A 13,528-nucleotide genomic window follows, 5' to 3' on the forward strand; every position below is an offset into this window, starting at 1 on the left:
GATGAGTAAGCGATTTTTTATTTTAGGTTTATTTTTAGTTACGTTATGTGCCACTTCTTTTGGTTACACTCAATTACCAACCGCAACAGATATTCAAACCCAAATTACTGCATTAAAAGCAAGTCCTAATGCAAGTGATGTAAATAATAAACAAGATGTAACTACATTAGAAGAAAGTTTGAGTCTTTTGAAGCAGTTAGAGGAACAGAAAAAACAAAATATTGAGCTGAGTAACCAAATAAAAACGGCAACAACAGCAATTCCTAAGTTACAAACAGAGTTAAATCGCCTTAAAAATGAGGATAAGAAAGGCGATGATGTAGAAACATTGACGAAATTATCAGAAGATGTATTGCAAAAACGTTTAACCTCTTCGTTTCAAGAAACGGAAAATATTCAAACTACATTGAATAGCATTGTTTCACAAATTGTTAATCAACAAACATTACCAGATAGAATCCAATCGATTTTAAGTACCAATTTATCCAAGACACAGGCTTTGAACCGTACATTAAGCGCTAATCAACTTAATCCTGTGTTAGTTGATCGTTATCAGATTGAATTAGCCTTAATTGATGCGCAAAATGATTATAACCAAACTTTATTGAAAGAGAGTGCAACCTTAAATTCATGGTATGAACTACAACGTGATCAGCAAAGTTTTTATTTGCAACAAGCAAAAATTGAACAACAGAATCTACAAGCAGCATTAAATGCGAAACAGTTAGCGGCGTCGAAGAAACAGTTAGCACAATTAGAAAAATCACAAGAGAATAATAATGAAAATATCAATCCGCTCATTCAAAGTGAACTGAATCGAAATACGCAATTAAGCCAACAATTATTAAATGAAATTCAATCTTCAAATCAACTTTCACAAGAGAGTTTGCGGATAAAAAATGTATTAGATAATTTGATACAAACGCAGCGCAGCATAGATGAGCAAATTAGTGCATTACAAGGAACATTAGTTCTTTCTCGGATTATCAACCAGCAAAAACAAAATCTACCTACCGATCAAACGATTGATGGTTTAGGTAAACGCATTACAGATTTACGTGTCCAGATTTTTGATCTTACTCAGGCTCGAGATGCTATTTATACGCCAGATAGTTATATTACAAATTTGCCACATTCAGCAGAATTAAATGATGAAGAGCGAAGTCGTTTAATGAGCATATTGAGCGAGAGAAAAAATATTTATTCAGATATTCTTAAATCGTTAAATGCTCAACTTAATTTAGCGATTACGATTGAATTAAATCAGCAGCAAGTTCGCTTAATTAGTGATGATTTACAACAAAAACTGCAACAGCAGAGTTTCTGGGTGAAAAGCAATAATGCGATTGATTGGGATTGGTTAACTCAATTTCCGAAAATAGCTGTCAATCAAATTACCAGTATTAGTAATAATATTGATATAACGCATTTTAGCCGTAACTTATTACCAATGTTGATTTTAATCAGCTTGTTATCGTTCATTGCTGGACTGATTTATTCACAAAAAAGCAAATTACAGGCGTGGTTAGCAAAAATTAACTCACAAGTAGGCACGCTCAATGCAGATAGCCAGTGGCATACTCCATTAGCGATATTGCTTACTGCAATTTTAGTGATTCCTTATCCATTATTATTCCTGATCTTTTTTGTCTTAGCAGGACATCTTATCATTGCGAATCCTATTTTAGCTTGGCCGTGGACACTAAAAATGGCTGGGTACTGGTGGTTATTTGCCTTTTTAATTGAATTGTTAAAATCAAATGGGCTTGCTTATCGCCATTTTGGTTTGGCTAAGGAAAGTGGAAAGCTTTTTTTAGCTGTTTTAAAACGTTCGATATGGGCAATTATTTTTTTAATTAATACCACGTTATTTAGTGATATGAGTGGTACACCACTAAATAATGATGTCATTGGGGAAATTATTACCATATCCGCATTGATTTTTTGTGTGTTGATTATTGCGCCACGCTTTGGCTATGCCGTTAAAAAATATCAAGATAGTAGAGATGAGATAAATCCTCATCAACCTATTGGTCCAGTTTTGCTGAAAGTGATTAGAGTGTTGTTATTATTGATTCCAATGGCATTAATTATCCTGATAGTGCTTGGCTATTATTACACAGCGCTTAACCTTATTTCCCATTTTATAGCGAGCTATTTGGTTACTGTGTTATGGGTATTAATTAAGCAAATTACTGATCGTACATTGGCGGTATCTGCCCGTCGTTTAGCGTATAAACGATTAAAAGAGCAGCGTGAAAAGCATCAATCAAAATTAGAAGCAGCAGGACATTCAGAAGAAATCGTGATTGATGCTCAAGATTCAGAATTAGCATTAAGTCAAGTAAAACAACAAGTTGCAAGGATTGCAGAGTGGTTGTTATGGGCAGTTTTATTCAGTTTTTACTATGTTGTTTGGTCTGATTTATTGACCGTTGCTTATCATTTGAAAAGCATTACATTATGGCAACAAACGATTACCACTGAAACAGGTACAGTGGTTGAGTCAATCACCTTGTTAAATATGTTGTTAGCGATTTTTATTTTAATCGTTACCTATGTATTAATTCGTAACCTTGCTGGAGTGTTGGAAGTATTAGTTTTTTCAAGGATAAAATTATCGCAAGGTGCGCCTTATACAATTACGACCTTACTAACATACTTTATTGTCGCGATTGGTGCAGCATGGGCATTTTCTACGTTAGGAATGTCATGGTCGAAGTTACAGTGGTTATTTGCCGCATTATCAGTTGGATTAGGGTTCGGTTTACAGGAAATTTTCGCAAATTTTGTATCAGGGATTATTATTCTATTTGAGCGCCCAGTAAGAATTGGCGATACCATTACGATTGGAGAATATTCTGGAACTGTCTCAAAAATTCGTATTCGTGCAACAACATTAGTTGACTATGATGGTAAAGAAGTCATTGTGCCAAATAAAGCATTTGTTACAGAGCGTTTGACAAACTGGGCGTTATCCAACACTATTACACGCTTAGTAATAAAAGTTGGTGTAGCTTATGGTAGTGATCTTGAATTGACGAAAAAACTTTTATTACAAGCTGCGGCTGATTGTAAATCAGTTTTAAAGGAACCTGAACCAAAAGCCTATTTTTTGGTGTTTGGTGCAAGTACATTAGATCATGAATTACGCGTTTATGTAGGTGAATTATCAGATCGCTTACCAACAACGGATTTTATTAATCGTCGTATTAATAGCTTATTTGCAGAACACAATATAGAAATTGCATTTAATCAATTAGATGTTTTTATCAAAAATCAAGATACAGGTGAAGAGATGAAAGTGTCTTCGTCAGAACCTCATACACAGATGAAACAATAAAAATGACAAGGATATAAACATGGCAGGCAATAGTATTGGACAACTATTTAAAGTAACAACGTTTGGTGAATCGCATGGGATAGCCTTAGGGGGTATCGTAGATGGTGTACCACCAGGGTTAGAATTAAGCGAAGCGGATTTACAACCAGATCTAGATCGCCGTAAACCTGGAACATCACGCTACACCACACCACGACGCGAAGATGATGAAGTGCAAATTTTATCAGGCGTATTTGAGGGGAAAACCACAGGAACCAGTATTGGTTTATTAATTAAGAATAGCGATCAACGTTCACAAGATTATAGTGAAATTAAGGATCGTTTCCGTCCAGGGCACGCGGATTATACTTATCAACAAAAATATGGATTGCGTGATTATCGTGGTGGCGGGCGTTCTTCTGCCCGTGAAACTGCGATTCGGGTAGCGGCAGGCGCCATAGCGAAGAAATATTTAGCCGAAAAATTTGGTATTAAGATTCATGGTTTTTTATCACAGATTGGCGATATACAAATTCCAGCGCAAAATCTAAGTCAGATTGATTGGGGCTTTGTGAATAGCAATCCGTTTTTCTGCCCAGATGCAGCAAGTATTGAAAAATTTGATCAACTGATTAGAGAGTTAAAAAAAGCAGGGGATTCAATCGGAGCAAAATTAACCGTGGTGGCGGAAAATGTACCTATTGGATTAGGTGAGCCCGTTTTTGATCGTCTAGATGCAGATTTAGCACATGCCTTAATGGGAATTAATGCGGTAAAAGGAGTGGAAATTGGCGATGGTTTTGCTGTGGTAAACCAACGTGGTAGCCAACATCGTGATGAAATGACGCCAGAGGGTTTCTGTTCAAATCATGCAGGTGGTATTTTAGGTGGGATCAGTTCGGGACAACCGATTATCGCTACCATTGCATTGAAACCAACATCAAGTATTACCATTCCTGGACGTAGTGTAAATTTAGAGAATCAACCTGTTGAAGTGGTTACCAAAGGTCGCCATGATCCTTGTGTAGGTATTCGTGCCGTACCTATTGCTGAAGCAATGGTTGCGATTGTATTAATGGATCATTTGCTGCGTTATCAAGGTCAATGTGGACAAAAATAAAAATGAAAATGCTTTGGAAATTCGTTCTGACGATTCTCTTGTTTAGCTGCTCGTCATTGATTTTAGCTGAAACAGAATGGCAAAAAATCAAACGCCCAATACCAGGCGAGCCATTACCGATTGGCAGTTACAGTAATGGTTGTCTCATTGGGGCAAAAGCATTGCCACTGCAAGGGGAAGGGTATCAAGTGATTCGTTCACAAAAATTACGTTATTTTGGACACCCTGAAATGCTTGCGTATTTAACAAGGCTAGGGCAACGTGTTAAAGCAGCGGGATTACCGACAATGTTAGTCGGCGATATTGCGATGCCTGCGGGTGGGCGGTTTGCGACTGGTCATGCTAGCCATCAAATGGGGTTAGATGCAGATATTTGGTTAAAAATGGGCGGAATGAGTCGCCAACAAGCCCAGAACCCAACGGCAATTTTAATGGTAAATCGTAAATTACAGCGTGTTGATGAGCGAGTTTGGAGTAATAATCAAACGACATTAATTCATTTAGCTGCAACGGATTCGCAAGTCGCGCGTATTTTTGTTAATCCAGCAATCAAATTAAAACTTTGTCAAACCGTGAAAGGTGATCGTAGTTGGTTACGCAAAATTCGTCCATGGTTTGGGCATGATGCTCATTTTCATGTTCGTTTACATTGTCCAAAAGGTGCGCAATATTGTGAGGAGCAAGCAGCGATACCAGCAGGAGAGGGGTGTGGTGCAGAATTAATGTCTTGGTTTGAACCGAAGCAGCCTAGCGCGTCAGTACCAGCAAAACAGCCACCAATGTTACCCATTTTGTGCCAGCAACTACTTGATTCACCAGAAAAACAGCAGTGGCTGACAGAATAATCTCAGAAGGAGAAGATATGGAGCTTGCATGGGATATTTATTTACTACTTTTTTTACTTGCAGCATTAGCTGGGTTTATTGATGCGATTGCTGGTGGTGGTGGATTAATTACGATTCCTGCTTTGTTAGCGGTTGGCTTACCGCCTGCGGCGGCATTAGCGACCAATAAATTACAAGCGAGTGGCGGATCCTTTTCCGCAAGTTTGTATTTTGTGCGACAAAAAGCAGTACATTTACGCCAAATATGGAAAATGATTTTAGGAACATTTATTGGCGCAATGATAGGAACGATCGCGGTACAATCTATTGATGCAGGTGTGGTGAAGTCATTGTTGCCAATTTTGGTATTAATTGTAGGGCTTTATTTCCTCTTTTCGCCAAAAATTGGTGATCAAGATCGGCAACAACGCTTAAGTTTTGTTGCGTTTGCGATAACAGCAGCGTTTCCTATTGGATTTTATGATGGTTTCTTTGGACCAGGGACTGGTTCTTTTCTTTGTGTCGCCTTTGTAACTTTGCTGGGATTTAATCTTGCTAAAGCAACGGCTCATGCCAAAATTCTCAATTTTACCTCTAATTTTACCTCATTAATTTTCTTTATCTTAGGTGGCGAGGTCTATTGGATCTTAGGATTAGTCATGATGTTAGGTGGCTTTATTGGCGCTAGACTTGGCGCGAAAATGGTTTTGACTAAAGGACAAAAATTAATTCGCCCGATGGTTGTCGTGATGGCATTTATCATGACGGCAAAAATGATGTATGACTACGGTTGGTTTAATTAAGAAAGAAAAAAATATAAAAATTATTATGTCTGATAATAAAAGAAGAATTACAGCAAGAGTGGGGTATGAACCACAATTTCGTTGGGAATATTTATTACCTAAATATTGGTGTGTTTGGCTAGGTGTTTTTTTGCTCGCGTTATTAGGTTTTTTGCCATTCCGTTTACGCGATAGTATTGCGGCTAAACTGGGATTATTGATAGGACGTATTGCGAAAAAACAACGCCGTCGTGCAGAGGTCAACTTGCAGTACTGTTTTCCAGAATGGCGCGAAGATCATCGTCAACAGGTGATTGATCAAATGTTTGTTACGGTTGCACAAACGATGCTTGGGATTGGGGAAATCGCCTTGCGCTCGGAGGAACATTTGCAAAAACGTAGTGTATTTATTGGTTTAGAGCATCTGCAACAAGCGAAAGCATCTGGACAAAATATTATCTTATTAGTACCGCATACTTGGGCGATTGATGCCTCTGGAATTATTCTGCATACGCATGGAATGCCAATGACCGCAATGTATAACCCGCATCGTAATCCATTGGTAGATTGGCTATGGAATAGTGTGCGTGAACGTTTTGGTGGCAAAATGCACGCTCGACAAAATGGGATTAAACCTTTCTTAAATGCAGTGCGTAAAGGTGAGATGGGGTATTACTTACCTGATGAAGATTATGGTGAAGAGTTAAGTGTTTATGCTGATTTTTTTGCCACTTATAAAGCAACTTTGCCTGGTTTAAATAAGATGTGCAAAATTGCGAAAGCAGTTGTGATTCCTATGTTTCCACGCTATAACGCCCAAGCAGGACGTTATGAGATAGAGATTACTGCACCAATGACATTAAGCGATGATGAACAATATTGTGCTAGATTGATGAATCAAGTCATTGAACAATTTGTAACGCCAACACCTGAACAATATGTTTGGATCTTGCGTCTACTAAGAACGCGTAAAGATGGTGTTGATATTTATCATTAGAATTTTTTGTTTTTTTGACATTAAAGAGTATTTTTTCCATATTGGCGCTGTTAGAATAGCAAACTTTGAGAATAGCATTCGCTATATAATTTTGTGTTAGGCAAATAATTATGAACCAACAACAAAAAGAGTTAATTAAATCATCTATTAAATCAATTCCAAATTATCCAGCAGAGGGTATTATCTTCCGTGATATTACTAGTCTAGTAGAAGTACCAGCAGCATTTAAAGCAACGATTGATTTGATTGTGGAGCATTTTAAAGGGAAAAATATTACTAAAGTCGCAGGGACAGAATCTCGGGGCTTTATTTTTGGTGCGCCAGTAGCACTGGCGTTGAACGTACCATTTATTTTAGTGAGAAAACCAGGCAAATTGCCACGTGAAGTGATTTCACAATCTTATGAATTAGAGTATGGTCAAGATACCCTAGAAATGCACGTTGATTCGATCAATGCAGAGGATAATGTGTTGATTATTGACGATTTATTAGCAACGGGTGGTACCGTTGAAGCGACCATTAAATTGATTCAACGCTTAGGTGGAAAAGTAGAACATTCTGCCTTTGTCATTAGTTTACCAGAGCTTGGTGGTGAAGATCGTTTGCGTAAACTAGGCGTTGAGCCATTCACATTAGTCGATTTTGCTGGACATTAATTAAACAGTAAAAGGATAGGCATGAGTTATCAGGTATTAGCACGCAAATGGCGACCAAATCGATTTTCTGAAGTGGTCGGACAAGACCATGTGATAACAGCATTAAGTAATGGATTAACTAATCAACGTTTACACCATGCTTATCTTTTTTCTGGAACACGAGGTGTTGGCAAAACCTCTATAGCACGTTTATTTGCGAAAGGATTAAATTGCGAACAAGGGATTACGGCTGAGCCTTGTGGCGAATGTGAAAATTGTCGTGCAATTAAAGAAGGCAATTTTATTGATTTAATCGAAATTGATGCGGCTTCTCGCACTAAAGTTGAGGATACACGAGAGTTACTCGATAATGTGCAATATAAACCTGTACGTGGGCGCTTTAAAATTTACTTAATCGATGAAGTGCATATGCTTTCTCGCCATAGTTTTAATGCACTGTTAAAAACCTTAGAAGAACCTCCTGAATATGTTAAGTTTCTTTTAGCAACAACCGATCCACAAAAATTACCGATTACGGTACTTTCTCGTTGTATTCAATTTCACCTCAAAGTCTTAGATACGGAAACGATAGCTGAACATCTCGGTAAATTATTGGCACAAGAAAATATCAGTTACCAAATTCCTGCCTTGAATAAATTAGCGCAAGCGGCACAAGGGAGTGTCCGAGATGCCCTAAGTCTTACTGATCAGGCGATTGCATTAAGTAATGGTAATATTACGACAACATCAGTTAATGCAATGTTGGGGCTATTGGATAGTGATAAATCAATCTCATTATTGAATGCCATAGCGCAAGCTGATGGTGAAGCTGCAATGCAAGTATTGGCGGATATTGCACAGCAAGGTGTGGATTGGGAGCGGGTATTACAAGCGCTGGCAGAGACATTACATCAGATTGCCATGTTGCAGTTATTGCCACCAAAAAATCAGAATATAGACTCTTCATTATCACTATTAGCACAAACGATTGCCGCAGAAGATGTACAATTTTATTACCAACTCATGTTAAATGGGCGTAAAGAGCTAGCCTTTTCTCCCGAAGCAAAAACAGGGGTAGAAATGACGATCTTACGTGCATTAGCATTTCACCCAAAACGCTTTTCACCTGCAATCGATTCGGCTATAGTGCAGCCAGTAAAAGCGACTGAGGCAGGGCAAATAGCCTCTTTACAATCCACACAAGTTGCTGTGAACAGAGAAAATGTTAGTGCAACGACACAACCATCAGTAGCACAACCTGAAAAAACGCATACGCCAACCTTTGAAACGACAGAAACGGTTTCGTTAGCAGCTAAAGAGGTGGCAGTTTCAGTTACTCACCCTGATACACCTGAAATACGTTCTTCTGCATTATTATCGAGCGATATTTTGCAACAAGTTGCGAATTTAGAGCAGGAAAAATCGGAACATATTGTTGTTCAAGATCAACAATTAGCGATGGCGGACGAAAAAAAAAAGGCGTCAGCTAAAGTAACTGAACCATCAACTTTGAGTTCGTCTCTTGCGCAGCCAGCCACGACAACAGAGGTAGTAGTACAAGTTAAACAAGAAACTTCTCCAACATTCTCTCTACAAGAAAATAAGCCGCCAAGTTTACATTCCGTGTTGCAGGGGGGAATTGAATCGACGTCGGAAATGGCAACTGTTAATGATACAGAAGAGAGTGATGTCTTAACCGATGATTATCATTGGTCTTGGAGTGATCCCTCAATAGATGCACAAAATCAAGCAATGCGCCCTTCTGAGATAAAAAAAGCTTTATTAGAAAAATATACACCAGCAGTTATCCAAAAAGTAGTCGAATTAGCTGCAGAAAAAAGCCAATGGAGTGCAGATATTGAAAAATTGACGTTAGCTGGTGGCAGTAAACGAATTTTGCTCAACTCAGTGATTTTGGCACAAGATGAAAACAGTATGCGTTTAGGGGTTCGCCCAGATTCTTTTTTATTAGCAAAATATTTAGATCTTAATTTTATTCACCAAGCTTTTCAGGAATTTTATGGGCGTAAGATCAAGGTAGAATTGGAGGAATATACTGGAACGGAAGTAACGCCTTATGAGATCCGTGGTGAAATTTATCAACAATTAGTAGCAGAAGCGCAGCAGAATTTACAGCAAGATAAAATGTTAAATGAGTTTATGCAGCAATTTGCAGCGAAAATTGATATGGATTCAGTACGTCCATAAATGAAATTGCCGTTGTGCATTGCACAATGGCGGTTTTCAGTTAAAATACAGCCTTTATTTTATTACTAGAGAGAGAAAGTTATGTTTGGAAAAGGTGGCTTAGGTGGCTTAATGAAGCAAGCTCAACAAATGCAGGAGCGTATGCAAAAAATGCAAGAAGAGATTGCTCAATTAGAAGTAACTGGTGAATCTGGTGCAGGTTTAGTCAAAGTAACGATTAATGGTGCGCACAGTTGCCGTCGTGTAGAAATTGATCCATCTTTGGTGGAAGATGATAAAGAGATGCTAGAAGATCTTATTGCAGCAGCATTTAACGATGCAGTGCGTCGTGCAGATGAAATGCAAAAAGAAAAAATGGCATCTGTTACAGCAGGTATGCAATTACCCCCTGGTTTTAAAATGCCATTCTAATCCTATTTATTTTGGGGAGTTATAGTTACTCCCTTATTTATCTCAAAATTTACTACAATAAACCTTTCTTAATTATGCAAATTAGTCCTTTATTAGACGAATTAATGAATGCTTTGCGTTGCTTGCCAGGTGTTGGACCTAAGTCAGCACAACGTATGGCATATTATTTATTACAGCGTGATCGTAGCGGGGCAATGAATTTAGCGCGCACATTAACCGATGCAATGGCACATATTGGGCATTGCAGCCAATGCCGCACATTTACCGAAGAAGAAACTTGTAATATTTGTAATAATTATCGTCGCCAAGAGAGTGGGCAGCTTTGTGTGGTTGAAATGCCATCAGATATTCAAGCTATTGAACAAACAGGGCAATTTTCAGGTCGTTATTTTGTGTTGATGGGACATTTATCGCCATTGGACGGTATTGGACCTAAAGAAATTGGGCTAGATCTATTACAAAAAAGATTACAAACTGAATCATTCACCGAGATCATTTTAGCGACTAATCCAACGATTGAAGGAGATGCAACAGCAAATTATATTGCGGAAATGTGTCAACAATATGGGATAAAAGTGAGTCGTATTGCACACGGTATCCCTGTTGGTGGTGAATTAGAAATGGTTGATGGCACGACACTTTCACACTCTTTTATTGGCAGACGTGAATTAAAATAAGCCTATTTACAAACGGGATTTATTTACTAATCAGCGTGTACAATTCTTTATCCAACCCTGCTTTTACGCTAGAATAGCCGACTGGTTTAACAGGGTAGATAAATTATGGCAAAACAAGCACTTTTTTACGTTTTTTCTGCAACACCAATGCAGCCACTCTCATTAGAAAATAAAGCGTGTGATTTGGCTGCAGATGCGTGGCGTTTAGGGAAAAAAGTGCTAATCGCTTGCCAAACAAAAGAGCAGGCGCTGTTAATTGATGAAATGTTATGGCAACGAGATCCAGAACAATTTGTCCCGCATAATTTATCAGGTGAGGCGGGTGGCTATATGACGCCAGTGGAAATTTGTTGGCCAGAGAAACGCAACTCACAACGACGAGATTTATTAATTTCATTATCGCTACAAGTGCCTGAATTTGCTTTACTTTTCCCCCAAGTGATTGAGTTTGTTCCAACAGATGAGAAACTAAAAATATTAGCTAGAGAACGTTATAAATATTATCGACAGCTAGGTTGGCAGTTGGGGACGGAGCAGGCTTGATGTGGCAAAAATAAAATTTTTTCATGGTAGAGCATGACAGAAACTATATTCTTGCTAAATGCTATATATTTTTGTGAACAAATTACGAAAAACAGACCTCTTATTGTCAGTTTATTCTGAAAATGACAGCATCATATTTGGATATGCGACTAGATTGATAAAATATCAGAAAAGAAAGGTGAATAAACGCAATGAACAAACCGCTCACCCAAGATAAATTGATTAGCACCATTGCTCAGATTATTGAGCAAGCACGTTCGCACGTCCGTCAAACAGTGAATAGTGCGATGGTGCAAAGTTATTGGGAAATTGGGCGTTTGTTAGTTGAAGATGAGCAAAAAGGACAATACCGTGCGGAGTATGGCAAGGCGGTGTTAAAAAATGTCTCAGAACGACTAACCGCAATGTATGGTAAAGGGTTTGATGTGCGTAATTTACGCAATATGCGAGCATTTTATCTCACCTTCCCAATTCGGAACGCACTGCGTACCGAATTAAGTTGGACGCATTATCGTAGTTTAATTCGCATTGAAAATCCACAAGCTCGTGAGTGGTATTTAAAAGAAACGATTGAAAATAATTGGTCATCTCGAGCGTTAGATCGCCAAATTTCTGTGTTATATTATGAGCGTTTGCTTGCCAGCCAAAATAAGGTATTAGTAGCACAAGAAGCAGTAGAAAAAACCGAAAAGTTACAAGAAACTATCGAAGATTATTTGCGAGATCCTTATATTTTAGATTTCTTAAATCTTCAAGATAAAAGCTATCAAGAAAGTGATTTGGAACAAACCATTATCAGCAATTTACAACAATTTTTGCTGGAATTAGGCAAAGGCTTCGCCTTTGTTGATCGTCAAAAACGGATTCGTTTTGACGATGAAGATTTTTATATTGATCTGGTTTTCTACCATTTCAAACTAAAATGTTTTTTATTAATTGATTTAAAAATTGGCAAGTTAAAACATCAAGATATTGGGCAAATGGATACCTATGTCCGCCTTTATGATGAACAATTTAAAGGCGAAGACGATAACCCTACAATTGGTTTAGTACTATGCAGTGAACAGAGCGAAGCGGTGGCAAAATATTCTATATTAGCCGATAGAAAACAGATTTTTAGTGCGAAATATTTGCCTTATTTACCAACAGAACTAGAACTTAAAGCACAGCTCGAAAAAGTGCGGGCAAGATTGGAGAACAAGCGGTAAAGTTTTAGAGCAATTTTGTAAAAATAGAGAAATAAATGACAAAAGCGGAAATTCTAGAACAACAACGCCAACTGCATATTCAGTTTAAAGCGTGGATGGAAGATAAGAAAACGCGTGAAGTGCTGACATTTCAACGCCCGAATGGGAATATTGTTCGGCATTATCCTGACGGAACAGAAGTTGTTATTGAATATGCAAAAGCAAAATAATTTAGCGATCTTTTACTGCGGCACGAATGGGGCAGGCAAGACAACTTTGCGTGAATTTAATAAAGATGCCGTGCAAATTGTGATTGATTCCGATCATATCGCAATGCAACTCAGTCCTGAAAACCCACGTTTAGTCGATAGCCAAGCAGGTAGAAAAGCAATTGAATTATTTAAATTTGCTATTCAACAGCAAGTGTCTTTTTCAATGGAATCTACCTTATCAGGTAATTCTATTTTGCAACGAATAAAAAAAGCGAAAGAAAAAGGGTTTTATGTACGATTAAATTATATTGGTGTGAATAGTGTTTCAATAAATATTGATCGAGTGAATGCAAGAGTAGCCAATGGTGGGCATTTTATTGATGAAACTGCAATTCGTCATCGCTATGATATTAGTTTGCAAAATTTAACCAAAATCTTGCCGTTTTGTGATGAAGCCCTTATTTATGATAATTCAGGTGAAATGCCAGAAATGATGCTATATATTGAAAATAATAAAATTATCTTAATTAAAGATAAGTTGATTAACTGGTGTCAGGAATTAGTGAATAAGCTTATTGGGTTGGATTTTTTAAGTAATGATGAGATATAA

Annotated in this window: 13 protein-coding genes; all 13 read left to right on the forward strand. The window is 37.8% G+C overall.

Annotated elements, in window-relative coordinates:
- Position 1: 1 nt before the first annotated feature.
- The 13 genes from mscK to ACFFHK_RS05785 all read left to right on the forward strand — a co-directional run bounded on the left by mscK (position 2) and on the right by ACFFHK_RS05785 (position 13,528).
- Positions 2-3,343 (forward strand): mechanosensitive channel MscK, encoded by a 3,342-nt coding sequence (mscK, locus tag ACFFHK_RS05725; protein ID WP_382370448.1) that lies wholly within the window; start codon positions 2-4, stop codon positions 3,341-3,343.
- 19 nt (positions 3,344-3,362) lie between these two features.
- The gene (aroC, locus tag ACFFHK_RS05730) at positions 3,363-4,442 is read left to right on the forward strand and encodes a chorismate synthase (protein WP_382370450.1); all 1,080 of its coding nucleotides are present in this window, start codon (positions 3,363-3,365) and stop codon (positions 4,440-4,442) included.
- 8 nt (positions 4,443-4,450) lie between these two features.
- Complete coding sequence (gene mepA / locus ACFFHK_RS05735; protein WP_382370607.1) at positions 4,451-5,287, forward strand: penicillin-insensitive murein endopeptidase; 837 nt, start codon at positions 4,451-4,453, stop codon at positions 5,285-5,287.
- Positions 5,288-5,304: 17 nt separating this feature from the next.
- Complete coding sequence (locus tag ACFFHK_RS05740; RefSeq protein ID WP_382370452.1) at positions 5,305-6,069, forward strand: TSUP family transporter; 765 nt, start codon at positions 5,305-5,307, stop codon at positions 6,067-6,069.
- 25 nt (positions 6,070-6,094) lie between these two features.
- Positions 6,095-7,045, forward strand: a complete 951-nt coding sequence (lpxM, locus tag ACFFHK_RS05745) for a lauroyl-Kdo(2)-lipid IV(A) myristoyltransferase (protein WP_382370454.1) — start codon at positions 6,095-6,097, stop codon at positions 7,043-7,045.
- A gap of 110 nt (positions 7,046-7,155) precedes the next feature.
- Complete coding sequence (apt, locus tag ACFFHK_RS05750) at positions 7,156-7,701, forward strand: adenine phosphoribosyltransferase (protein WP_382370456.1); 546 nt, start codon at positions 7,156-7,158, stop codon at positions 7,699-7,701.
- A 21-nt stretch (positions 7,702-7,722) separates the two neighbouring features.
- Positions 7,723-9,888, forward strand: coding sequence for a DNA polymerase III subunit gamma/tau (gene dnaX / locus ACFFHK_RS05755; RefSeq protein WP_382370458.1), 2,166 nt, complete (start codon positions 7,723-7,725; stop codon positions 9,886-9,888).
- 81 nt (positions 9,889-9,969) lie between these two features.
- On the forward strand, positions 9,970-10,299 hold the full coding sequence (locus ACFFHK_RS05760; protein ID WP_065233649.1) for a YbaB/EbfC family nucleoid-associated protein: 330 nt from the start codon (positions 9,970-9,972) through the stop codon (positions 10,297-10,299).
- A gap of 74 nt (positions 10,300-10,373) precedes the next feature.
- Complete coding sequence (gene recR, locus ACFFHK_RS05765) at positions 10,374-10,976, forward strand: recombination mediator RecR (protein ID WP_382370461.1); 603 nt, start codon at positions 10,374-10,376, stop codon at positions 10,974-10,976.
- 105 nt (positions 10,977-11,081) lie between these two features.
- Positions 11,082-11,519, forward strand: a complete 438-nt coding sequence (locus ACFFHK_RS05770; protein WP_382370463.1) for a DNA polymerase III subunit chi — start codon at positions 11,082-11,084, stop codon at positions 11,517-11,519.
- A gap of 191 nt (positions 11,520-11,710) precedes the next feature.
- The gene (locus ACFFHK_RS05775) at positions 11,711-12,727 is read left to right on the forward strand and encodes a PDDEXK nuclease domain-containing protein (RefSeq protein WP_382370465.1); all 1,017 of its coding nucleotides are present in this window, start codon (positions 11,711-11,713) and stop codon (positions 12,725-12,727) included.
- A gap of 35 nt (positions 12,728-12,762) precedes the next feature.
- The gene (locus tag ACFFHK_RS05780; protein WP_382370467.1) at positions 12,763-12,936 is read left to right on the forward strand and encodes a hypothetical protein; all 174 of its coding nucleotides are present in this window, start codon (positions 12,763-12,765) and stop codon (positions 12,934-12,936) included.
- Entirely contained in the window at positions 12,920-13,528 is a 609-nt protein-coding gene (locus ACFFHK_RS05785) for an ATPase (protein ID WP_382370469.1), read from the forward strand. Before ACFFHK_RS05780 ends, ACFFHK_RS05785 begins: the two co-directional genes overlap by 17 nt.

Origin of the sequence: Gallibacterium trehalosifermentans, assembly GCF_042433055.1 — a bacterium.
Taxonomy (GTDB): Bacteria; Pseudomonadota; Gammaproteobacteria; order Enterobacterales; family Pasteurellaceae; genus Gallibacterium; species Gallibacterium trehalosifermentans.

Bases quoted from the DNA above. Each gene is read 5' to 3' on its own strand.
- mscK (WP_382370448.1), top strand. From the start codon at position 2: ATGAGTAAGCGATTTTTTATTTTAGGTTTATTTTTAGTTACGTTATGT.
- aroC (WP_382370450.1), top strand. From the start codon at position 3,363: ATGGCAGGCAATAGTATTGGACAACTATTTAAAGTAACAACGTTTGGT.
- mepA (WP_382370607.1), top strand. From the start codon at position 4,451: ATGCTTTGGAAATTCGTTCTGACGATTCTCTTGTTTAGCTGCTCGTCA.
- ACFFHK_RS05740 (WP_382370452.1), top strand. From the start codon at position 5,305: ATGGAGCTTGCATGGGATATTTATTTACTACTTTTTTTACTTGCAGCA.
- lpxM (WP_382370454.1), top strand. From the start codon at position 6,095: ATGTCTGATAATAAAAGAAGAATTACAGCAAGAGTGGGGTATGAACCA.
- apt (WP_382370456.1), top strand. From the start codon at position 7,156: ATGAACCAACAACAAAAAGAGTTAATTAAATCATCTATTAAATCAATT.
- dnaX (WP_382370458.1), top strand. From the start codon at position 7,723: ATGAGTTATCAGGTATTAGCACGCAAATGGCGACCAAATCGATTTTCT.
- ACFFHK_RS05760 (WP_065233649.1), top strand. From the start codon at position 9,970: ATGTTTGGAAAAGGTGGCTTAGGTGGCTTAATGAAGCAAGCTCAACAA.
- recR (WP_382370461.1), top strand. From the start codon at position 10,374: ATGCAAATTAGTCCTTTATTAGACGAATTAATGAATGCTTTGCGTTGC.
- ACFFHK_RS05770 (WP_382370463.1), top strand. From the start codon at position 11,082: ATGGCAAAACAAGCACTTTTTTACGTTTTTTCTGCAACACCAATGCAG.
- ACFFHK_RS05775 (WP_382370465.1), top strand. From the start codon at position 11,711: ATGAACAAACCGCTCACCCAAGATAAATTGATTAGCACCATTGCTCAG.
- ACFFHK_RS05780 (WP_382370467.1), top strand. From the start codon at position 12,763: ATGACAAAAGCGGAAATTCTAGAACAACAACGCCAACTGCATATTCAG.
- ACFFHK_RS05785 (WP_382370469.1), top strand. From the start codon at position 12,920: ATGCAAAAGCAAAATAATTTAGCGATCTTTTACTGCGGCACGAATGGG.